Source organism: Sorangiineae bacterium MSr12523, from assembly GCA_037157775.1.
Lineage (GTDB): Bacteria > Myxococcota_A > Polyangia > Polyangiales > Polyangiaceae > Pendulispora > Pendulispora brunnea.
Map to the genome: position 1 here is coordinate 1,294,350 of CP089982.1, position 22,231 is coordinate 1,316,580.

23 protein-coding genes are annotated in these 22,231 nt (G+C 62.1%); 16 read left to right on the forward strand and 7 right to left on the reverse strand.

The features are described 5' to 3' along the window. Positions 1-24: 24 nt before the first annotated feature. From LZC95_05350 to LZC95_05360, 3 genes are all read left to right on the forward strand, one after another. On the forward strand, positions 25-1,791 hold the full coding sequence (locus tag LZC95_05350; GenBank protein ID WXA96261.1) for a caspase family protein: 1,767 nt from the start codon (positions 25-27) through the stop codon (positions 1,789-1,791). Between the two features lie 51 nt (positions 1,792-1,842). Beyond that, complete coding sequence (locus tag LZC95_05355) at positions 1,843-2,352, forward strand: hypothetical protein (protein ID WXA96262.1); 510 nt, start codon at positions 1,843-1,845, stop codon at positions 2,350-2,352. Between the two features lie 419 nt (positions 2,353-2,771). Then, positions 2,772-3,236, forward strand: coding sequence for a hypothetical protein (locus tag LZC95_05360; GenBank protein ID WXA96263.1), 465 nt, complete (start codon positions 2,772-2,774; stop codon positions 3,234-3,236). 353 nt (positions 3,237-3,589) lie between these two features. Here the strand turns inward: LZC95_05360 and LZC95_05365 are convergent, their stop codons facing one another. Next, entirely contained in the window at positions 3,590-5,848 is a 2,259-nt protein-coding gene (locus LZC95_05365) for a molybdopterin-dependent oxidoreductase (GenBank protein WXA96264.1), read from the reverse strand. 47 nt (positions 5,849-5,895) lie between these two features. On the opposite strand from LZC95_05365, the gene LZC95_05370 reads away from it, so the two are divergent. Continuing rightward, positions 5,896-6,393, forward strand: a complete 498-nt coding sequence (locus tag LZC95_05370; protein ID WXA96265.1) for a helix-turn-helix transcriptional regulator — start codon at positions 5,896-5,898, stop codon at positions 6,391-6,393. Positions 6,394-6,416: 23 nt separating this feature from the next. Beyond that, positions 6,417-6,884: a nuclear transport factor 2 family protein gene (locus LZC95_05375; protein ID WXA96266.1), complete on the forward strand. Its 468-nt coding sequence runs from the start codon at positions 6,417-6,419 to the stop codon at positions 6,882-6,884. 130 nt (positions 6,885-7,014) lie between these two features. On the opposite strand, the gene LZC95_05380 is transcribed toward LZC95_05375, so the two are convergent. Continuing rightward, entirely contained in the window at positions 7,015-7,479 is a 465-nt protein-coding gene (locus tag LZC95_05380) for a universal stress protein (GenBank protein ID WXA96267.1), read from the reverse strand. A gap of 6 nt (positions 7,480-7,485) precedes the next feature. Then, positions 7,486-9,258 carry a C4-dicarboxylic acid transporter DauA gene (dauA, locus tag LZC95_05385; protein WXA96268.1) on the reverse strand — a complete coding sequence of 591 codons (1,773 nt, stop codon included), beginning with the start codon at positions 9,256-9,258 and terminating at the stop codon, positions 7,486-7,488. 152 nt (positions 9,259-9,410) lie between these two features. On the opposite strand from dauA, the gene LZC95_05390 reads away from it, so the two are divergent. Then, positions 9,411-9,914: a formylmethanofuran dehydrogenase subunit E family protein gene (locus LZC95_05390; protein ID WXA96269.1), complete on the forward strand. Its 504-nt coding sequence runs from the start codon at positions 9,411-9,413 to the stop codon at positions 9,912-9,914. An 8-nt stretch (positions 9,915-9,922) separates the two neighbouring features. On the opposite strand, the gene LZC95_05395 is transcribed toward LZC95_05390, so the two are convergent. After that, positions 9,923-10,297, reverse strand: coding sequence for a hypothetical protein (locus LZC95_05395; protein WXA96270.1), 375 nt, complete (start codon positions 10,295-10,297; stop codon positions 9,923-9,925). Between the two features lie 402 nt (positions 10,298-10,699). On the opposite strand from LZC95_05395, the gene LZC95_05400 reads away from it, so the two are divergent. Both LZC95_05400 and LZC95_05405 read left to right on the forward strand, forming a co-directional pair. Further along, on the forward strand, positions 10,700-10,981 hold the full coding sequence (locus LZC95_05400; GenBank protein ID WXA96271.1) for a hypothetical protein: 282 nt from the start codon (positions 10,700-10,702) through the stop codon (positions 10,979-10,981). 208 nt (positions 10,982-11,189) lie between these two features. Continuing rightward, positions 11,190-12,161, forward strand: coding sequence for an ester cyclase (locus LZC95_05405; protein WXA96272.1), 972 nt, complete (start codon positions 11,190-11,192; stop codon positions 12,159-12,161). A gap of 77 nt (positions 12,162-12,238) precedes the next feature. Here LZC95_05405 and LZC95_05410 read toward each other — a convergent pair whose 3' ends face one another. After that, the gene (locus LZC95_05410) at positions 12,239-13,108 is read right to left on the reverse strand and encodes an NAD(P)-dependent oxidoreductase (GenBank protein ID WXA96273.1); all 870 of its coding nucleotides are present in this window, start codon (positions 13,106-13,108) and stop codon (positions 12,239-12,241) included. A gap of 64 nt (positions 13,109-13,172) precedes the next feature. On the opposite strand from LZC95_05410, the gene LZC95_05415 reads away from it, so the two are divergent. The 3 genes from LZC95_05415 (at position 13,173) to LZC95_05425 (ending at position 15,798) form a co-directional block, all read left to right on the forward strand. Next, on the forward strand, positions 13,173-14,054 hold the full coding sequence (locus LZC95_05415; protein WXA96274.1) for a VOC family protein: 882 nt from the start codon (positions 13,173-13,175) through the stop codon (positions 14,052-14,054). Between the two features lie 82 nt (positions 14,055-14,136). Beyond that, the gene (locus LZC95_05420; GenBank protein ID WXA96275.1) at positions 14,137-14,823 is read left to right on the forward strand and encodes a TetR/AcrR family transcriptional regulator; all 687 of its coding nucleotides are present in this window, start codon (positions 14,137-14,139) and stop codon (positions 14,821-14,823) included. Between the two features lie 42 nt (positions 14,824-14,865). Beyond that, entirely contained in the window at positions 14,866-15,798 is a 933-nt protein-coding gene (locus LZC95_05425; GenBank protein WXA96276.1) for an MBL fold metallo-hydrolase, read from the forward strand. Here LZC95_05425 and LZC95_05430 read toward each other — a convergent pair. Beyond that, positions 15,795-16,601, reverse strand: a complete 807-nt coding sequence (locus LZC95_05430; GenBank protein WXA96277.1) for an SDR family oxidoreductase — start codon at positions 16,599-16,601, stop codon at positions 15,795-15,797. The genes LZC95_05425 and LZC95_05430 overlap by 4 nt on opposite strands. 90 nt (positions 16,602-16,691) lie before the next feature. Here LZC95_05430 and LZC95_05435 point away from each other — a divergent pair, with 90 nt between their 5' ends. Further along, on the forward strand, positions 16,692-17,645 hold the full coding sequence (locus tag LZC95_05435; GenBank protein ID WXA96278.1) for a GlxA family transcriptional regulator: 954 nt from the start codon (positions 16,692-16,694) through the stop codon (positions 17,643-17,645). On the opposite strand, the gene LZC95_05440 is transcribed toward LZC95_05435, so the two are convergent. After that, complete coding sequence (locus tag LZC95_05440; protein ID WXA96279.1) at positions 17,642-18,532, reverse strand: SDR family oxidoreductase; 891 nt, start codon at positions 18,530-18,532, stop codon at positions 17,642-17,644. The genes LZC95_05435 and LZC95_05440 overlap by 4 nt on opposite strands. Before the next feature lie 89 nt (positions 18,533-18,621). Between LZC95_05440 and LZC95_05445 the strand changes: the two genes are divergently transcribed. The 4 genes from LZC95_05445 (at position 18,622) to LZC95_05460 (ending at position 21,991) form a co-directional block, all read left to right on the forward strand. After that, complete coding sequence (locus tag LZC95_05445) at positions 18,622-19,212, forward strand: TetR family transcriptional regulator (protein WXA96280.1); 591 nt, start codon at positions 18,622-18,624, stop codon at positions 19,210-19,212. 467 nt (positions 19,213-19,679) lie between these two features. After that, positions 19,680-19,865 (forward strand): hypothetical protein, encoded by a 186-nt coding sequence (locus tag LZC95_05450; protein WXA96281.1) that lies wholly within the window; start codon positions 19,680-19,682, stop codon positions 19,863-19,865. A 238-nt stretch (positions 19,866-20,103) separates the two neighbouring features. Further along, entirely contained in the window at positions 20,104-20,934 is an 831-nt protein-coding gene (locus LZC95_05455; GenBank protein ID WXA96282.1) for a metallophosphoesterase, read from the forward strand. 280 nt (positions 20,935-21,214) lie between these two features. Continuing rightward, entirely contained in the window at positions 21,215-21,991 is a 777-nt protein-coding gene (locus LZC95_05460; GenBank protein WXA96283.1) for a 4'-phosphopantetheinyl transferase superfamily protein, read from the forward strand. Positions 21,992-22,231 lie beyond the last annotated feature (240 nt).

Consider the following 22,231-nt stretch of genomic DNA (forward strand, 5'->3'; position numbering starts at 1 on the left):
GCTTCGGCGACGCCTCCGGCCCACGTGCGCAGAGTCGCCGTGCTCATTGGCGCGAATGCGCCGCCCCGGGGCCGTTCTCCTCTTCGATTCGCGCACGACGATGCGACCCGCATGGGCAAAGTGCTCGAGAGCGTCGGCCGTTTCGCGCCGGCCGACGTTCATGTGCTGATCGAGCCGAGCCCCGCGGAGATCGGCCGCATTCTGGACGAAGTCGCCGCGCAAGTTCGCACGGCGGGGGCAGACGAGACGCTGTTCGTTTTTTATTATTCGGGCCACTCGGACGGGCAAACCCTATTTCCGCACGGCGAGCCGATGCCGCTCGCGGCACTTCGAGACCGGCTCGCGCACATCAACGCGCGCGTTCGCGTGGGCATTCTCGACACGTGCCGGGGCGGCGCATGGACGCAGGCCAAAGGGGTCTCGGTGGGCCCGCCGCTCGAGCCTGCGGATCTCGCCGCATTGACGAGCGAGGGCTCGGCGCTGGTGTCATCGAGCTCGGGCTTCGAGAATGCACACGAGGCGGAGGTCGTCCGTGGTTCGTTTTTCACGCACCACCTCGCCGCCGGGCTTCTCGGGGCCGCGGATCGGACGGGCGATGGCAACATTACGCTGCAAGAGGCATTCGACTATGCCAAAGAGCGCACCATCCGCGACAGCGCACGCTTTGCCACGGTGACGCAGCATCCGAGCTTCGATGTCCAGCTTCGTGGACGGCAGGATGTCGTGCTCGCGCAGGTGGCTTCGAGCCCGAGCGCGCTCGAATTGCAAGAATCGCAGGGACCCTTGGAGGTCATTCATCTTTCGAGCGGCATCGCCGTGGCGGAGGTGCCTGCCGGTCAGCGTCAGCTTCGCCTGGCGCTGCCGCCGGGCCGATACATGGTCCGTCGCGTGCAGAATGGACGCGTGCACTCGAAGGAAGTGGAAATCCCTGCGGGCGCAGCGGTGACGATGTCGGAGGGGCAGCTCGAGGCTTCGGGCACGGAAAAGCTCGCACTCAAGGGGGATGGCGAGGAGAAGCCGGTGCCGGTGAGCACGGCCAGCACCATGCCCAAAGGCTGGTTCGAGGCTCGAATCGGGGTCGGAATCTTGTCGGGGCCCGCGCGCTCGTGGGGGGAGCCGACGTACGCGGCCGATGGGGGCCCGCGGGCGAATGAAAACCAGCCCGACCAATACACTGCCCGCAACTTCCACGCGATTGGCGTTTTGACGTACGGAATCACCGACCGCCTTTCGTGGACGATTCCGCTGCCGGCCATTGCCTACCGATTCGGGGAACCAGGCAAGGTCGAAGTGATTCCGCGCATTGGATTGACCGGCTTCGATTACGCCGATGCCTGGGTCACCACACCCGACGCGGGCGTGACGGTGCGGATATGGACACACTACGATCAGAGCATCATTCTCGGTGTGACGGCACGAAGCCGAATGCGCTTGCACTCGAAGACCTCGGGCGGTCCGGGGCAGGCTCCGACGACATGGGGTACTCTTGCCACGGCCGGCTACAGTTGGACGATTCGCAATTCCGTAACATTGAATGCCGCCGTCGGCGTGGTCGACGATATTCGATTCAGCGACGACGAGCCCTATTACGGCAAATCGTCGATGATGACCCCCGGCCCGGAGCTGGTCATCGGCTCCTTGCAGAGCTTTGGCTACCGGCCGCTCCCGCTCCTGCAGGCGCACTTCACCCCGCACCTGTCCATCGACGCGTACGTATCCTTTGGCTTCGCCCTGCGCAACGCCGACGGCATCCGCGAACGTTACCTCGCGGGCTTGACTTGGAATTTCTGAACTTGGCTTCCTTGGTAAATTTTGGACCTGTTTCAAAGAGTAGGATGATGAATGAAGTCTTTGGTCATGGTATCTATTTTGATTGGATCGATGTGTGGCTGCAACAACGAGGTCATCGCCCCGGACCGAAAATCCGATCTCACGGGCAGTGATCTTTGCGCCTCGATCAACTTGCGCGCATCGACATGCGACGAGAAATCGAGCGAATCCCTCTCGAATTGCGACCGAACGGCGGACTTCATGGAGTGCGCCTACGAGCCACGCTTCGCACTCGATTACTCCGACTGCCGCGGCACCAAGGAGTGCAGCGCCAACGTCGACCACGCCGCGTGCATGGCCGCCGTGGGCCGCGCAAACAACGAAAAGGAGACCGCGGCCTGCATGGCCATGGCCCAGGCCTGCCGCGGCCAATGGAACATCGATGTCTGCACGTACCCCCGATTCCAGCCCATCTATCGAAAGCGCATGGAGGACTGCATGGCCCTTCCTTCATGCACCGAGCAAACGACCTGCATCGACAGCGTCGTCGCGGACATCAACGCGACGTGCCGCCAGCCGTAAAAACGTCGCGCCGGAAGCTGTTCATGGCTTCGTGAAGCCTCGGGTCGTTGATGCCCGTCGAGAACATCATTGACGGGTAGGCGGTGTGCGACACCACATGATGGTAAGCATCTGTGGCGAGCAGAGAGTCATTCGTGTTTCGTAGGTGGCTTGCAGGTCCTAGTTCACAATAATGACTGCTTTTGCCGGTTGTCGCTACGCGGTGTCAGTCCGAAATGGCTCGAACGCAATAGGCCGAAGCGGTGGCAACGCGTCGCCGACGGGAAACAATGAGGGCTGGGTTTGGAAGGACACCTTCGCTGGAACGACGCTGCAGGTAACGATTTGGACGTGGATGGAAATGTGGTACCAATTTCCCACCCGCAGTTCAACGAGCTCACATATATGATGTATGAGGGACCTACTAATTAGGAGAAGTGATGGAAGCGTTGGAAGATGCGAGTACCGCGCTCCCGCTGTTAAGAGAGTATCTGTTAATCGCGTTCAAATACGATTCGGCCCGTGCTGTCCTAACAATGATCTGCGACTATGCCGTCGTGAGCGAGGGTGCTCGACGCGCCTTCGTGATGTTGGTCTTTGAAGGGGTCGACCATTACGAAAGATCTGTTGGTGATTCCGGCGATTATTGCAAATTTGTCGATTCTTATCAGGCCGACACTCAAAGCGCTCCAATTGTTATTCAGGACGTCCGGCTGCATCGTGAAGGGACCGTTTTGTCGATGAATGTATTTCTGGGTACTGATTTTGGCGAATTTGAGTTTCGGTTCAAAAATATTAGTGGATTCGTTCGAAATGCGAAGGTTGAGCAGCAGGGTGATCGGTTTGTCTATAGGGATTGGCGAACGAATAGGGAGTTCGACTTTTTTAATCCATTTTCTCTTTAATTTTTGCTAGTGAGCGCGGCGAAGCTCGCCCGGGTGGTAATCGAGGGCTTCGCTCAGAATAGGTGACCGGTCCGGCGTTACGGCCCACCCCGTGACGACGCATACCATGTTTCATGGTCCGAAGTCGTGCGAACAGCGTTTCATCCAGCGCGCCATAACTGGCAGGATTCTCGAGCCCCGCGATATCCCACTCCACCGGTCCACGGCACGCGCACTCGAAGTCGTGCAAGCGCAAGCCCCGCGGTGTCACCAGAAGGTGACCGGTGTGAAATTCGCCGTGAAGCACCTGCTGCACCGTCCACGACGTTGCTCTTCATGAATAACACGGAGCACGTGGTTCGCGATCGACGACGCTAGGCGAGCGCCGTGCCGTCGGTGCGTTCGATGCGCGCGGGCACGTGTTTGTGCCACGGTGTGCCGGCGAAGGGATCGCGCTCTTCCAGGGCGGTGAGCTCGTTGGGGGCTACGCCGCCAAGGAGGCCATCGCCGCCGGGACCCGCGCCCATGCCATTGGGCAGCGATACGTGGCCGCGTTGCATGGCGTTGGATATCTCGGTGGCAACGATGACGCTGCCGCGCTTCGTCGTCAGGCGGACGGTGTCGCCGTCGCCGACGCCGAGCGCCGCGGCATCCTCGGGGTTCATGCGCAACGCACCGCTCGCGTCCTTCTTTCGCCACGACGGATCGCGAATAATCGTATTCGCCGTGAACGAGCGACGCTCACCCGCCGAGAGCACGAAGGGAAAGCGCTCATCGTGATCATTCGGCCCGGAGCGCATGCACTTCTCGAGCTCCTCGAGCAAATCCGGCAGCGAAACGTGAATCTTTCGATCCTTGGTGCCGATGCGTTGAAGCACCTCGCTCCATTCGTCGACGGCAAAGATCACACCGGACGGTGACGTCAGGATGGCCTCGAAGAGTCGCACGGCGGCTTCGATGGGCGTGCCACTGAATCCAGCGCGTGCAAGCTGCACGGGACTCTCGAAGGCCTTCTTGAGCACGAGGGCGAACATCACCGCGCCCTCGCGAACGGCCTCGGGCAACTTCAGTGTCCGATACAGAATTACCGGTGCCAGCCATTGGTACATTGGGTCGCTGAAGAGGCGTGCGGCAAACGCCTCCGCGTAGGCCGCGAGCCCTCGCGTGGCGGCTTCGCGCAGCGGGGCGAGCATCTCCTCGGTCACGGCCCCGAGCGCCTCGGCCAAGCGTGCGTGGATTTCCGCCTCTGGCAGGACCCCCTCCGGCCGATCGAAGAGACGCGGCCTCAGATGAAACGCGTTCGACGGAAAATCAAAATTGAAAAACGTGGCCTCTGCCTTTTCGAATTGTGTGGCGGCCGGCAGAACGTAATGGGCTTGCTTCGCCGTTTCGCTCATCGCCACGTCGATGACCACCACCGTGTCGAGCGCGGCCATTGCCTCGCGAAACCGCTTCGAGTCGGCCAGGGAGTGCGCCGGATTCGCGGCTTCGACGATCATCGCACGGTACCGCTTGGGATGATCGCTGAGGATCTCTTCGGCGATGAGGTTGCACGGTACGAGGCCCGCAATGATGGGCGCATTCGCCACGGGCGAACGCCGCGAGGCGCCGCCGCCCATGAATTGGACCAGCGTGGTCGGTGCGAAGTGCGTCCCCGGCCTGCCGATACTTCCCGTGAAGACGACGAGGAGCCGGTGAAGGTAGCTTACCAACGTCGATTGGCGATTCATCTGCACGCCCAGATCTTCGAAGCTTGCGAAGGCACGCGCATTTCCGATGATGCGTGCGGCGCGGCGGACGAGCTCCGGATCGATGCCCGCGTGTTCGCAGCATTCACCGAACGGAATCGCGCGCAGAACGTCCAGTGTCGGCTCGACCTCCACGGCATTTGCTTCGAGGAAATCGTGGCGCACCAGATCTTCCGTCACGATCACGTGGAGCATGGCGGCGAGCAGCCATGCATCCCGTCCCGGGCGAACTTGCAAATGGATATCCGCCAGCTCCGCGGTTTCGGTGCGCCGTGGATCGATGACGATGAGCGTGCGTGCGGGATCTTTCGCAATTTCTTTGAGCGTCACCCGCGCACGCGGGATCGAGTGCGAGTGCCACGGGTTCTTGCCGAGGAAAAGCCCCACGTCGCAATGCTCGAAGTCGGCACGGGTGTACGTGCCGAACATGCGATCGCTCACCCAGAACTCCCCCGTCTTCTCTTGTGCGAGCGCGTTCGAGCGCCAGCGCGACCCAAGGGCACGGCGGGTCGTGGGCGAATAGGCACCCGGAAGGTGATTTCCCTGTCCGCCGCCACCATAGTAAAAAATGGTATCGCCACCGTAGGTGTCACGCACGGCGGCCAGGCGCGCTGCGACTTCGCGAATGGCCGTGTCCCAATCGATGGGCTCGAAGGTGCCATCCGGACGCCGCCGGAGCGGCGTGGTCAGCCGATCGGGACCATGTTGATAATGGTCGAGGCGGTGAGCTTTTTCGCAGGCATATCCCTGGGAAACGGGATGCCGTTTGTCCCCGCGAAGACGGACGAGGTGCCGCCCATCCTCACCGCCCAGCTCGACTTCGAGCCCGCAATTGCATTCGCACAATATGCACGCTGTCTGTTTCCAGTCCGTGGTCGCGGCCATTTTCGGACTGTGGACAATTCGGTCCCTTCGTGCAACCATTTTTGGCCATGCGAACTCGTTTCGATGGAATGAACTGCTCAGTCGCCCAGGCGCTGGAGGTGCTCGGCGATTGGTGGACTCTTCTGATCGTGCGCGACGCATTCATGGGCATGCGCCGCTTCGGCGAGTTTCAAGAGAGTCTCGGCATATCGAAGAACATCCTCGCGCAGCGGCTGTCCCACCTCGTCGAGCGCGGCGTCCTCGAGCGGGTCGACGTGGGCGAGCACGGCACACACTACGAGTATGCGCTCACGCCCATGGGCAAAGACCTGGCGGTGGTGCTGACCGCCCTTCGTCAATGGTCCGATCGCTGGGTGCTCGGCCACGGCAACGAGCCGCTCTTGGTCTACGATCGCCGCACGGGCCGGCCCATTCCGCCACTCCGTATCTGCGGCGAGGATGGGCAGCCTTTGCGGGCACGCGATATGGAACTACGCCCCGGCCCGGGAATCACCGAGGAGACCTTGGCGCGTTATCGGGATCGTCTCTCGTCCGACAAGGGCTGAGTTTTTTGTCATAAGATGGGAGCATGCCCATCTCTCGAAACATAGCGGCACTGGCCGCGGGTGTGATGACATTGACGTTGCTCGATGGCTCCAGCCACGCGGCCACGCCTGCAGAACAAGCTGTATTGGCGCCTTTTCAAGCCACGTTGGACGGCATCGCCAAACGCGACAAGGCCATGATCCGCGCTCAGCTCTTGCCCGGCGGCAATGCGACGCTTCTCCGCGAAGGGGGACGGATCGTCCAGCTGCCGTTCGAAGCATTCGTCGAGAAGCTGCCCTCCACCGGCTCCGAGCGGCTCGAGGAACGCATTTACAATCCGCTGATTCGGATCGACGACAACATCGCGGTCATCTGGGCATCGTACGATTTCTTCATCGATGGCAAAGTGGACCACTGTGGGACGGACATGATCAACCTCGTCAAACGCGACGGGCGCTGGCTCGTCTCCGGCATCACGGACAACAGTCGCAAAAATTGCCCATCGCGCTGACCCCGGTCCTCGATCAGAAGAGGAAACCGCCAAGGCGCCAAGGACGCCAAGAGGATGGGGGTGCTGACGCGCCAAACACCAAATTCTTGGCGTCTTGGCGGCTCCTCTCTCTCTCTTCCGCGGAAACAATTCAGTGTGCGTTCCGCGCAAGGAGCGCGCACACCTCGGGCGATTTGGCCACGATGACGGTGCGCGGGGCCAGACGGACGACGTGTTCGGCAACCGAACCAAGCACGTGCCCGAGCCCCGTTCGGCCGTGGGTGCCGACCACGATCCATGATGCATGGACATCGGCGGCATACCGCAAAATCTCACGATACGCTTTGCCATAGCGCACGGCCGTCGACACACTCAATTCCGCGGGCAGCATTTTCCCTCGTCTGGCATGGTCAATCTCGGTCGCAACGTACGTTTCGAGCTCTCGTTTCAATTCATCCCATCGATCGACTTCGTGTTGCACGCTGTCGATGCGCTCCACCGTTTCATGCACGTGCAGCACGTGTAGGCTCGCGCAGCGCAGCAAAGGCGCAAGCTCCAGGGCGGTGTCCAGGGCATGTCGTGACGTTTCCGTGAGATCGGTCGCACATAGAAGCATGACGTGTTAGCCCCCTTGCACGACGTTGGCCGTGGTTTTTCGCAACGACGAAGGCATGGCATCGACGAGGCTCACGGCAAATTCCATCGCCGTTTGGGCATTGGCGCGAATGAAGAGACCTTGGTGCTTTGCCTCCAACTCGGCTTTGTCGAAAATGCGATGCGGTTTCGGAAGGGGGCCGGCGAGCACGACCTTCTTTTTCGCGCGCAGCACGCTCGAAATGGCATTTTCGAGCGCGACGAGCCCCGTGGCATCGATGACCGGCACGCGCTCGAGGCGAATCACCAGCACGTGAAACGCGTCCCCGGCCGTGGCGCGAAGCGTGGCGAGGGCCTTTTGCGCGGCCCCGAAGAAGAGCGGCCCATTGATTTCGTAGACCATGACGCCGTCGGGGAGCGACGAAGAGCGGCCACCCTCGCGCGAGGCGTCGAATTCGAAATGCGATTCGGTGAGCTCGGACATACGCCGCATGAACAGAATGGCTGCGAGCACGAAACCAACCGAGACGGCAATGACCATGTCGAAAAAGACCGTCAATCCAAAGCAGGTCACGAGCACGAAGACATCGCTCTTCGGCGCAATTTTCACGACGCCGATGAATCCGTGGATTTCGGACATGTTCCACGCCACGAGGAGCAAGAGCGCCGCGAGCGATGCCATGGGCACGTACGACACGCCGGGGGCCAAAACGAGCATGGCCAAGAGGACGACGACGGCATGTGTGACTGCGGCGAAGGGCGAGCGAGCCCCGGTGCGAATGTTCGTGGCCGTTCGCGCCAGCGCGCCCGTTGCCGCAATGCCACCGAAAATGGGCGCCACCACATTGCCGATGCCCAGCGCCACGAGCTCCGAATTGGGATCGTGTTTCGTATCCGTCATTCCGTCGGCGATGACCGCCGAGAGAAGCGACTCGATGGCACCGAGCATGGCGATGGCGAAGGCCGCGGGAAGTAGATCCTGCACGAGGCCGAATCCCACGCCTCGAACACCCCACGGCATGGAAGGCGACGGCAGGGTGGATGGGATGCCCGCGATTTCCACGCCATCGACGATGGTGTGAAAGCGGCTCCCAATCGTCGCGACCGCGAAGTCCGGATAGGCGCGATGCAGGAGCGCGCTGCCGAGCGACACCGCGCCAATGGCGATGAGCGGAGCCGGTATTCGTTTCACCACGCGCGGAATCAACAGAAGAAGCGCCAGCGTGACCGCCGCCACCCCGAGCTCCCGCGCGCTGGCCGTCGAACGCGCACCCCAGAGGGCCGCGATCTTTCCAATGTACGGATCGGGCATGGTTCCTGCGCGCAGCCCGAAAACGTCCTTGAGTTGCAGGGTGGCGATGACCGTCGCGATGCCGGTCGTGAAGCCCGTGGTTACCGGGTGCGGGATGTATCGAATGAGGTTTCCCAGGCGTGCCATGCCCATGGCGATGAGCATGAGCCCGGCCATGAAGCCCGCGCTGAGCAAGCCCGCGAGTCCATGTTTGCTGGCGATGGGCGCGAGAATCACCACGAACGCGGCCGTGGGGCCCGTGACTTGAAACTTGCACCCACCGAGCAGGGCCACGACCGCGCCCGCCACGATGGCCGTGTAAAGGCCATGCTGCGGCGGAACGCCGACCGCGATGGCCAGCGCCATCGACAGTGGCACCGCGACGATGCCCACGACGGTTCCGGCGAGGAGGTCCGTGCGTAGATCGGTGAGGCGATATCCTTTGGCGAAGACGCGCCGGAGCGCAGCTCCGATGGGCAAGGTGCTTTCTGGGGGATCGGGGGCGGTCATTCTGGGTCTGCGGTGCATCAGCAACCCAGATGCCATCGAGGATTTTTGCCGTTTCCGACCCATGGCTCGGTCCCCGAGCATGCGCGAGCGGCCGATGCGACAATTTGTCGTAGCGATGGACACCGCGCGCGTACGGAGCGACACTCCTGCGCATGCCTCGCATTCTCTCGATCGCGCTCTTGGTCTTGGCGGCCTGCACCTCGTCGGCTCCTCCGAACGCGCACCCCAGCGCGCCCGCGAGCGATGTGGCAATCGAGCGGGTGGCCGCCGTGCATGGTGGCGCAGGCCCTTGGGTGGTCGCGGGATACCGCATGGGGGAATATGCACGCACGAAGCTCGGCCTCGAGCGTGGCAGCTTCGATATGGATATCGTGCACTTTACACCGCGCGAGGTGCAGTATTCGTGCATCGCCGATGGCGCCGCCGCGGCCACGGGCGCGAGCCTCGGCAGATTGAATTTAACGCTTTCGGAGGCGCCCGCTCCCGAGACGCGAACGACCTATCGGCGCAAGTCGACGGGGCAGGCGATCACCTTGCGGGTCACCAAAGCGTTCGCCGCCCGCTATTCCAATGTTCCGCGCGCGAAGCTCGCGGATGCGGGCCGCGAGGTCCTGACCCTGCGCGACGAGGATGTTTTCGAAGTCGTGCCTTCGTAAAATAGACCTTACAACGATCGAGGCGCCACGGCCTTTCGTCGTGCCATGTGCTCTTTGAGTGTTCCGATCATCCACTCGCCCTCGGCCAACGTGGCGCGCGTATGCGCGAGAACCTGGCGCAGCCGGGTTAGCTCGCGTTGTTCGTGTGCGTTGGCCGGCTCGCGTGACCAACGGACGACGTACCCTTCGTAGATCGTTTGCACACCGAGTTCGTCCGCAAAAAACCGACTAAAACGGTCGAGTGTGGCGGCTTCCACCGCATCGCCCTTCGCGGACGCGCCTGCCAACAAGCCAAGTTGTTCGCGTGCGTGGGCCAATCCCTCTTCGACGAGAAGCGCTATGACGGGTAGCGATTCCGTCGGTCGTCGATTCGTGCACTGCATCTTCCCTCCACCATTTTGCGTAATGAATGGCTTGGGTGCCGTTAAGTTGGCATTAAAACGCGGTCAGCTTGCCTGAAAAAAGGCTGCTAACGACCGTTAGTCCTGCTTCGAAACGATTCAATAGTAGGCATTCACGCAAGCACGCTCGCGACGGTCCCAGATGGCGACCACATCGCAACGATCGCTCCCCGCAAAGCCTGTCGAGGGATCTAGCATAACGGTGTGGCTCACGAATAATGATTAATTCATCAACAATGCGTCGAGTGACCATCCGTTGCGAGTTGGACCATAGCGAGCATTAATATCGACGGGCGGGACAAGAAAAGGCCATAAGGCCGGCCACGTTGGCGCACTCATATCCAAATCGCGCGCGATGAAAGCGCGCGAGGAGAGGGTGTCGAAATGATTTGGCAAGATGGTTGGGCTCACGGTTGGGCCGAGGCTCGCGTGCATGATGTGCTTCTCTTGCTCGAGCTGCGCGGAATCGTAATCCCCGACGCGACCCGCCGGCGCATTCGTGCATGCTCCAGCGCTTCGCAGCTGGATGCCTGGTTCATCCGTGCCGCGACGGCCACCAACGCCTCCGAAGTCGTCGACGGTGACGACGGCTTGCGCTCGGTGGGCCACCTTCTACCGCGCCCGACGACCAAAGCCGTTCGCGCCTCCACGCCCGTCGACGACTGAAATCGATCGTACCGATGTGAAATTGTCATTCCCATCCGCAAGCATGGCGCGCCGAAAACCGGACTGAATGCCGCGTGACGCACGTGGGTCCTACGATTTCCCTACTGGATTCATAGGATGTGGTCGCTATTATCGCTTGAACTTATGATTGGAACGATTCAGGTTTGCAGCGACGAGCCGTAAAAATGAGGCGGTAAGGAGGCTTCGTTTGCTGCGAAAAGTCCATAGTCGAGCGCTCGCTCGGTACTTGGGGGAGGCGTGGAGTGAAGGACGTATCGAGGTTCTCGACCAAGTGGTTCACCCCCGATACGTCAACCATCGGGATGCGCAGTCGATGGGGCCCGCGGGGCTGAAACGAATTGCCACGTCGTTGCGCGAGGCATTTCCGGATCTGTGCTGCGACGTTCATGACGAGATTCACGACGGCGATCGCGTGGCCGTGCGCTTTACGATTAGCGGGACGCACACGGGAAATCTGTTTGGGATTGCCCCGACGGGCTGGCGTGTGGAAATCGGCCAGACCATCGTCAAACGCTTTCACGAGGGAAAGATCATCGAGGCCTGGCGCACGGCCTGGTTTACCAACGAGGAACGTCAGCGATATGCGGCTTTGCAGGCTCGCATTGCGGCTTCCGGCACACCCGATTTCGCCATGATTGGCAATGAGTTCGTGCTCGCATTGGCCATGCAAGGCGTGCAACGCTTCGGCGAAGCGCAGCGATCGGGCCTCGACCATGAAGTGCGCCTGGTGAACGAGCGATTGGCGCTCCTTTTCCGACCGGCCGCCGCACCGTCGCCCGGGTTGATCCGGCAGCTCCGTGAGTGCGTTCGCGACGTGCTCGCCAAGGGCGCGGGGCGCACGCTTTCCGTGAGCAGCGTGGCGCGCCAGCTCGGGGTGAGCCAGCGCACCCTTCAGCGCCGCTTGCAGGAGGCTGGGAGCAGCTTCAGCCAAGAAGTGGACGGCGTTCGGCGCGAGCTCGCGTGCTGGTACGTGGCCGATACGGATCGGCCCTTGAGCGAAATCGCATTTCAGCTCGGCTTTACCGAACCGGGATCCTTCTTCCGCACCTTTCGTCGCTGGACCAAGACGACGCCGCGGCGCTTTCGCCTCGGTCGAGCGCATATGGCGCGTGCGGGTGCAAGCGATGGACACGCTTGGATGGGGCTCGCGCACGCGTAAGGAATGGCGTCGGCCGTTCATTCCACGGCCTCCCGGACGTGCGGCAGCGATGACGTAGTGCGGTTTGCGTTCCATGGTCAGCGAAGTTCGGTCTCCAGAACCTCGATGATGGCGGCAATGTCATCGTCGTCGCGGCCCGTGGATTGTGCGCGACGGTAAACGTCCGATGTGGCGCGCAAGAGCGGTGTAGTGGCGCCACATTCGTCCGCCAATTCGCGTGCCCGCGCCAGATGGCCGAACATATGACGGAACGGACCCCGGCCGGGCCGAAAGGATCGTGAGACCATCAACGGCGCCTTGTTGACGAAGGTCGCCGAGGCGGCGGCGCTGGGCGCGAGCACCTCGATCATGCGCTGGGGGTCGAGGCCTGCGTGCACACCGAGGTTGAGCGCTTCGGCGGTCATGAGGTTGTGAACGCAAACCATGGTATTGGCGATGAGTTTCATCTTGGTGGCGGCGCCGAACTCGCCCACGTAGAAATGTTGCTCGGCCATGGCGTCGAAGATGGGCCGTAGCTCGTCGATCACCGCGGCTTCCCCCGATTTGAAGATAACGGCTTTGCGCTCGGCCACTTGGTGGGGCAATCCGCTCACCTCGCAATCGAGCATGATGGCGCCGCGCGCAGCCACGCGCTCCGCCTCGGCGCGTTTGTTGGAAAGAGGATAACTGCTTATGTCGATGATGACCTGCCCCGGACGAAGCACGGGCAACAACGCGTCGATGGTATTTTCCAGTGCGGCTAGGGTGGGTAGGCTCTGGATGATCACACTGGCGGCAGAGACGTGTGCGGCCTTGGTCATGGGGCGGCCACCGCGAGCCACGAATGCGGGATTGGCGCGAATGTCGTAGCCGAGGACCTCGAAACCTTGGGCCAAAAGGTTGGCCGCCATGGGTTCCCCCACATTTCCCAGGCCGATGAACCCCAAAAACGTTTTGCCCGCGTTCATCCCTCGCCGCTTTCGAAAAGTAAACTACACTGAGTAGTGTAATTTGTCGAGGAGGCGACGGACCATGATTGCGACGACACACCTGCGAGGCGTTTTGCTCGAGGCCCCCGATCTGACGACGGCGAAAGTTTTTTACGAGGACGCCTGGGGTCTCGAGTCCCTTCGTTCGAAGGAGGCGGCCGCGCTGTATTTCCGCGGGCGAGGGGACGAGCCGTGGATCTTCGGCTTGACCTCCGGCCCGCGCCGCCGTCTACGGCGGCTGCGGTTGGGGCTTGCCACGCGGGAGCACGTCGACCTTGCATACGCGGAATTGCAGCACGCGGGCGTGACCGTGGTGAGTCCTCCCGTCATGCTCCCGGGGCCGGGTGAATACTATGGTCTGCTCTTCAAGGATCCGGACGGGCAGCTCGTGGAGCTAAGCGCGACGCAGAAAACAGCCGGTCCCGGATGGATCGCCAAGTACCTGCCGGAGCGAATGAGCCACGTCGTGTTGAATTCTCCGAACGCCCGCGATACTGCTCGGTTCTATGTCGACATCCTCGGCTTCGCCGTCTCCGATTGGTACGAGCGCGACGCGATCATTTTCTTGCGTTGCAATCAAGATCACCACTGCATCGGGCTGAGCCAGTGCGAGCAGGCTTCGTTGAATCACGTAGCGTTTTTGGTGGACGATCAAGGAGCCGTTCTCCACGCCGGAGCGCGCGCGGGCAAGCGGGGGGCAAAGTCCATTTGGGGCCCGGGCCGGCATGGGCCCGGCGGGAATGTGTTCGATTACTTCGAAGATCCTTCGGGCTTCGTGGTGGAGTACACCGCCGAACTCATTCAGATTCCACCCGACACGCCGTGGAGCGCCCGGGAGTGGGAGCGCACATCCGCGAATGCGAACGTGTGGGGCACGGGCGGCCCCACGCCCCGAGCGCTCGAATTGATGGCCGGCCCCCGGTAAAATCAGCGAGCACGATCCTCGAACAGAAGAAGGAAGCCGCCAAGGCGGCAAGATTGGTGGATGTGCTGAAGGTGGGGGCGTGATGGAACGGCCCCTCCGCAATTCGAGTCGGAAGAAGCGAGAAGCCATGGTGGAGGCGGCCACTAGGCTGTTTCTCGAATACGGATTCGAAGGCGTCAGCATGGATACCATTGCCGAGCAGGCGAATGTATCCAAGCGGACGCTGTACAATCATTTCAATGACAAATATGCGTTGTTCGAAGCGGTGATGGCGCTGCTCTGCGAATCCGTCCTTCCCTGGCCAGGGCAGCCCAGTCAAGGCATTCAAGGCAGTCAAGGCGGGGGCCTGAATCGCGGAGAGGTGCGCGACACCCTGGAGAAGCTCGGTGTAGCGTTTCTGGGCAGCATCTACGCCCCCATCCAAATCGAGCTTTATCGCACGGTCGTCCACGATACGCGCCGCTTTCCGCAATTGGGCCTGATGATGCTGGAAGGCCCCATTCGGCGATCGCACAAGCTGGTGAGCGAGTACCTGCGCGCGTGGCAGGCGGCAGGAGAAATCGACGTTTCGGACCCCGATTTGGCCGCCGCTCAATTCGTGGGCATGTTGAAGGCCGATGTGCAGATGAAGCTCCTCTTCGACGCACGGCGGAAGGTGTCCCCCGGGGAGATTCGCCGGTTGGCTCGGACGGCCGTGGAGCTCTTTCTGAACGGCGCCGGCCCTAAAAAACGTCGCGCGGCGGTCTCCAAAAAGACACCGCGGCGGTAGCAAGGGCAATCTTGAAAGCTGGAGGTGCTATCCTCCGGCACCGTGCTCGACGTTCTCCGTCATATTTCCAGCCTGGCTTCCTTTGCAGCGCATCGCACGCAGCGCGAGCACGCCGACGGCGCGGTCTTGCGCGAGTTGAGCGCGGTTCCCTTGCCATTGCCCGCGGGGCTCGAGTTGGAATGGCTCGGCACCGCCGGATATCGATTGAGCTACGAGCAGCACACGCTGTTCATCGATCCGTATTTGTCACGCGTGCCGCTGCGCACGGTGCTGCGTCGCGAGCCCGCCTTGCCCGATGAGCCATTGCTCGAGCGGATGCTCGGCGGAATATCGGGCAAGGTCGCCGGCGTGCTCGTGGGGCATTGCCATTTCGATCATGCGCTGGATGTTCCGGCCATTGCGAAACGCTTTCGAACCCAGGCGTACGGCTCCACGTCGCTCGTGCGCCTGATGGAGCTTCACCGCCTTGGCGAATCGGCGGTGAGCGTCGAGCCGCATCGAAGTTACGAACTCGGGCCGTTCACGGTGACCTTCATTCCCAGCGTGCACTCGAAGCTCGTTTTGGGATATCGCGTGCCCTTCGAGGGGGAGCTCACCTGCGAGCACCTCGACGCGCTCTCGCCGGGCGCCTACAAGTGCGGCCAGACCTGGGGGATCCGCGTCGAGGTTGCAGGCACGAGCTTTTACCATCAAGGCAGCGCCAACCTCATCGACGACGAAATTCCTCGCCGCGGTGTCGACATTTTCCTCGCCGGCATTGCCGGCCGCCGGTTCACGCGCGATTACTGGTCGCGCATTCTCGGACGGCTCGATCCCAAGGTGGTCGTGCCCAGCCACTTCGACGATTTCTTCCGTCCGCTGGGCGCCCCTTTTGGGTTCTCCACCAATGTGAACCTCGCGGCATTTCCGGACGAGATTCGCCGAGTGAGCGCCGATTTCACCCTGGCGAGCCTCCCCGTTCGCTCGGTGGCTTAGCGATTCCGGGCGACGCCATATCGCGCCGCCGGCTCACTGTGCGACAAATTCGGGCGCAGCGCCTGACGCGCGGCCTCGAAGGCGTCCCAATCGGCGCTATTGGGCAATGACGGAATGGTGACGAATTCGCCCTGATCCAGTCCTGCCAGTGATGCGTCGACCAGCGCTTCGGCGGACATCACGATTTGCTCGGAAAGTTGCGCAAGCGGTCTGCCGGCGATGTCCCAAAAGTCCGTTGCCGTCGCGCCGGGGATGACGACATGAACGCGAATGCCCTTGTCGGAAAGCTCGTGTTTGAGCGATTGGCTGAAGGCCAACACGAAGGCCTTGCTGCCGCCGTACACGCCATTGAGTATCTCGGGCGAGATGGCTACGATGGATGACACGTTGATGATCGTGCCCCCACCGCGTTCGACGAAGTTCGGCACCGCCGCGTACGTCAATCGCGTGAGCGCGTGCACGTTGATATCGATCATGGCGCTCATCGCACCGATATCGGAACCGAGAAGTGGTGCCGTGGCACCCACGCCGGCATTGTTCACGAGCATCGCGATGTCCGTGTTGGTTCGAAGCTCGTGCTCGACGCGCCCGCTTTCGCCAGGATTGGCCAAGTCCGCAACGAGAACTCCGATCGAGCGGCCGGTCTCGCGCGAAACGCGGTCGGCCACGGCGTGCAGCCGCACTTCATTGCGTGCCACGAGCAGCAAATCGTGGCCACGCCTGGCGAGCCGATCCGCGTAAACGGCGCCGATTCCCGACGACGCGCCGGTGATGAGAGCCGTCCCTTTTGCATTGGTAGACATGAGTCCGTTTCCCTTTCAAAGGGCATTGTGGGGTCGCTTTCGCGTGTCGCAAATGTCATAGATATGACCGTTTAGGACATGGAGAAGAACATGCAACGCGTAGCCTTCATCGTCGCCCCGGACTTTCAGGTCATGAGCTTCGCCGCGCTCTCGGTGTTCGAATTCGCGAACGTCTCGGCGGACGCGCCGCTCTACGACGTTCGCGTTCTCTCGGAAACCGGCGGGCCCGTTCGCAGCTCCATGGGCGTATCCATCGAGACGCGCCGCTTTCGGACACCCGCGTCGTTCGACACCATCATCGTCGGCGGCTCGATGGACATCGTTCCCGCGTCCCCCGCGGTTCTTTCATTCGTGCGCAAAGCCATGAAGAGCGCGCGTCGCGTCGCATCCATCTGCACCGGGGCTTTCATTCTCGCGGAGGCGGGCGTTCTCGACGGCCGTCGGGTGACGACGCATTGGTTCGGCGCCCGCGATCTGCAGGCTCGCTTTCCCAAAGTAAAGATGGACGAAGATCGCATTTTCATCGTCGATGGCCCAATATGGACGTCCGCCGGCGCGAGTGCAGGTATCGACCTCGCACTGGGAATGGTGGAGGAGGATCTGGGGCCCGAGGTGGCCCGTGCCGTGGCCAAGAAGCTCGTGGTCTATCACCGCCGCGCCGGCGGCCAATCGCAGCATTCCGTCTTGTTGGAGCTGGAGCCGAAAACCGATCGCATTCAAAACGTACTCACGTATGCGAAACGGAATCTGCGAGCGCCGCTGTCCGTTCGGCAGCTCGCCAAGGTGGCACACCTAAGTCCGCGCCAATTCAGCCGCGCTTTCCGCGCGGAGACGGGCCGACCGCCGGCCAAGGCCATCGAAGACCTGCGCGTGGAGGCCGCGCGCATCATGATGGAGCGCGGGCAGGACTCCATCGATATGGTGGCACGCGAGAGCGGCTTCACCGGGCGCGAACACATGCGCCGTGCCTTCCTTCGTGCCTTTGGCCAGCCGCCCCAAGCCATTCGCCGCAACACCCGCGGTGAGGCCGCAAGTGGGGATTAGAAATAATGACCCGCGTCGAGATCCTCGAGCAGCCCGGGGTGGGTTGGTTGCCAATCGAGGAGCTCTCGGGTCAGCGCGCTGGATGTGGGGCTGTCCAATTGGAGGAGCGGTGCGAGCCAGCTGAAATGCGCGCCCGCATCCTCGGAGGCAATGGACCCGACGGGAACCTTCAAATGCCGGCCGATGACGTCGGCAATGGTGCGAATGGGGACTCCCGCGTCGGCAATCGCATGCACCGCCGACCCGGCCGGAGCCTTCTCCAGCGCCAGCCGAAAGAGGCGTGCGGCGTCGAGCCGGTGCACCGCCGGCCAGCGGGCTGTCCCGTCTCCGACGTAGCCGGAGACGGCCTTGTTTCGCGCTATTGAGACCAACGCCGCGAGAAACCCATGATCGCCCGGCCCGTGAACCGTCGGTGCAAGACGGACGATGCACGTACGCACACCGCGCGAAGCAAAGGAGAGCGTTGCCAGCACGCCGGCACGCCGTGGCGACTGAAATGAGTCCGGGGCCGGCTCGTCGCGTTCCGTGAGCACGCGCCCCGGAGCAAGACCGAGGACCCCCGAGGCGATGACGAGCGGCCTGCCCGAGCCCTCGAGCGCGGCGCCGAGCGTCTCGATGGCCCGATGTTCCGTGCGCGCCGAAGCCTCGAACCGCGAGAAGTCGTGAATGAATGCGAGATGGATGACCCCATCCGACGCGGCCGCGCCCGCGCGCAGGCTCTCGAGGTCCTCCAAATCGCCGCGAAGCACCTCCGCGCCGGCTGCGCGCAGGGCTTGGGCCGACGCATCGGACCGAGCGAGCCCGACCACGTGATGACCCGCAGAAATGAGCTCGGGAACGACCGCGGAGCCGATGAAACCGGATGCGCCGGTGACGAATACGCGCATGGAAAACCTCCTTGTGGCGAACGATGTCAGTCGCTGACATCACAGTTAACACCTGATGTCAGTGACTGCAATCGCGTAGGATCGATTTCATGAGCCGATGGGAACCCAACGCGCGCGAGCGGCTTCAGCAGTCCGCGATGGAGCTCTACACCGAGCGCGGTTTCGATCAAACGACGGTCGCGGAGATCGCCGCCCGCGCAGGGCTCACCGAACGGACCTTCTTCCGCTACTTCGCCGACAAGCGCGAGGTGCTCTTCTGGGGCTCCGCGATGCTGCAAGATTTTCTCGTGGAGAGGGTCGCCGGCGCTCCGGCCGGGACGCCGCCGATGGACGCGGTCACCGCGGCCCTCGAAGCCACCGGCCCCATGTTCGAAGAGCGGCGCGACTTCGCGCGCCAGCGCCATGCGCTCATCGTCGGCCATCCCGAGCTGCGGGAGCGCGAATTGATCAAGCTCGCCTCCCTCGCATCGGCCCTCACCGAGGCTCTACGCGGCCGCGGCACCGCCGACCTCATCGCGCGTCTCACCGCCGAAACGGGCCTCGCCGTATTCAAGGTAGCCTTCGAGCACTGGGTCCACGACCCGCATGAAAGGGAGCTCCCGAGCCACCTACGCGACGTCCGCACCGCCCTCGAAGCCATTGCCACGGGCAACACGATGGCGAATGTCCGGCACGGGTAAATGGAAAAAGTTCTTTAGATCGAGTTTCGGGTCGTGCACTTCTCGGTCCAGCAAGACCACGTCCACCTCATTGTCGAAGCGCACAACCTGTTAGGCAGAATGCGCGGACTTCCGATTCGGGTGGGTGCGAGCAATCGTGGTCTCACACGGCATCTGGAAAGAGCGGTATCGGATTGAATCACTTGGGCGAGGCCCGCGCCGCACTCCATGCCATTGCCACAGGCAACGCGAGGCCCAGTGCTTGGCAAGCGCCAAGCGCAGGAAGGGCCGTGCCAGATTGACGGCCTGGTAAACCGAAATATGGGTCGGAGGAAATACCGGCGTCGAGGTACTCCGATTGCGGGAACTATCTTGATTTACCCGATGGTGGATATTAGCCTCAATCAAGATGGAGCGCGCAAGTAGGCTAGCAAGACCATGTCCATCTCATCGTCGAAGCGGACGACAAATCGAGCTTGTCACGCGGAATGCGTGGACTTGCGATTCGGCTGGCGCGTGCGATCAATCGTGGTCTCACACGGCGTGGCCCCGTCTGGAAGGAGCGGTATCATGCTCACGCACTCACGCGACCACGAGAGGTTCGCAACGCGCTGCTTTACGTACTCATGAACCATAGAAAGCACGGTGCATCTCCAATTGCTCCGTCGTGTTGAATCCATTTGCCCGTCGGTTGGGATCGTCTCAAAATCTCGGGGCGCATCGGCGATGGGTATTCAAAATTGCCGATAGCGAAAGCTGGCCTAGGTTTCATTGGACGGGGCAGGGACATGATCTGGTCGATCTGGACCTCGCCAAAGAAACGCGCATCATGCGAAAAAACACGACCCGACCGCAGCTGGGAGCTTCCCGAGACGCGCGAAGCGCTTCTTCGTGATGCGCTAGACTGACGCCGTGCGCGTTCTTTCCATCGAGTCGAGTCCCGTATACGAAATGACGTACCTCGCCGCGGCGTCGGGTGGAGGAACGGAGAGCCGGAGGCTACCGGTGCTGCGGGCGTCCGTCGATGGATTGCCGGCAGGCCTGGATGGGCTGCTCCTCACGTCCGATCTGCAAGGCGTGGCTCCGCTTGCGTCTCAGGAAGGGGCAGTGGGGCTTCTGGGCGAGGTCTTGGCCGAGGACTGGCGCATGTTCGCCGAAACCGGCGAGCTGCCCTCACCCGGTGGCTTGGGCGTGGTGCTCGCCGGTGACCTCTATTCGGAGCCTGCGGCCAACAAGCGGGGTGCAAGCGGCGATGTGCGGCCCGTGTGGCGCGCGTTCGCGGAATCGTTTCGTTGGGTCGCGGGGGTGGCGGGCAACCACGATCGATTCGGGAACTCGCCGCGCGAGGAGGCCCGATTTGGAATGCAACCGGGCATGCACCTGCTCGACGACGGCCACGTCGTGACCTTGGACGGATTGTGCATCGGCGGTGTCGGCGGCATCGTGGGGGAGGCCGCGAAGCCGCGCCGGCGGGACGCTCGTTCGTTCGTTCGAGCCGTGCAGCGCGCCCTGGAGAATGGCGCGGAGCTGGTGGTGCTGCACGAAGGTCCGGATGTTCCGCACGATGGCCGCCGGGGCAACTCGGATGTGCGCAATGCCCTCGATCCTGGCATTTGGCGCGAGGGGCCGGCGCCTATCGTGGTCTGTGGGCATGTGCATTGGCACGAACCGCTCGCCGAAATTCGAGGTGGCGTGCAGGCCGTCAACGTCGATGGAAGGGCTATTTTGCTCGTGCGCGCGTAATCGTGTGCCAGTGTCATCCAGTTGGGCGACTGCCGCTCACGCCGTACAGGGCCAATGATGCGGTACCGTCGCAGCCAACACTGCAAACATGGATGAAAATCGATCCTGTGGTGTTGGCCTGGACGCGAACATGTCCTGGACGCCGAATTGTCGCTGAATCTCGTGGGTTTTCGGCATTTTTATGTGGCGCCGCCAGTACATTTGGACCGTTGAGCGTATAGTTACCAAGGAAGACGTGACGAGATCGAGACGAGCCTCGTCGTGCCAATCGTAGTTCGTTATGGTGGTGTCCGGTTCGAATGTTTCATTGTTTCCCGCGTTCGTGGCGCATCACAGCGTCGCGTTCGATCGCGAGGTTCCGTCGTCTTTCTCCGAAATCCCGATACCCGAATCGATTCAAAATGCGCCCATCAGGCGTCAGGTGGAATTTCGCGCAGGTCGTGAGTGCGCGCGCCGGGCTCTCAAAAGCCTCATGAAACACCTGACGACGAAACACCTGACGACGTCGAACTCCCTCGTTCTCGGCGATGCAGCCATTGCAGTCGGCTCGGACCGCGAGCCCGTCTGGCCCGAGGGAATCGTCGGAGCTATCACGCACACGAACGAGCTCGCGTCCGCCGCTGTCGCACGAGCGAGCGACACGCGCGGGATCGGCCTCGATGTCGAGGTGGTGATGTCGGAAGAAAATGCCGCCAGCTGGATGGCCAAGATCGCTGCGCCGCACGAGGTGGCCGAGCTCGCGCGCGCCATGAACTGGAGCCCGGCCACCGCGCTCACCGTGATCTTCTCCGCCAAGGAGACGCTCTACAAATGCTTGTACCCGCAGGTCCGTCGGTACTTTGGATTTCGCGCTGCCGCGATCGAGTCCGCTGACGCTTCCGGCTACCTTTCCGTGCGCCTCCTGGAAACGCTCACGCCGGAGCTCGTATCGGGCTGCTCTTTCGAGGGCCGCTTCGAAATTTGCGATGGCCTCGTCCGAACTGGGATGGTGCTTCCATCGAGCGCAGATGGAAAAGTGATCCGACGGCTCCCGGACTCTGCTCGTCCAGATGGGTGACATTGCGACATCGCGACGCCTCCACGTGGCCGGTGCAGCAGCCAAGATCATCGTATTGAACGTATATGAAAGAAGACCGGCAGGCCGGAGAAGAAGCGGAAGCAGGAGTCGAAGCCCACGCGGCGTAATCGCCAATCAATCGAATGCATTTCAAATTCGATTTGAAGAGAACATCATCGATGCTAAGTATGATTTCGTGGGAAAGTTTGCACTGGCATCGAAAATTGCTCCGCACACTGC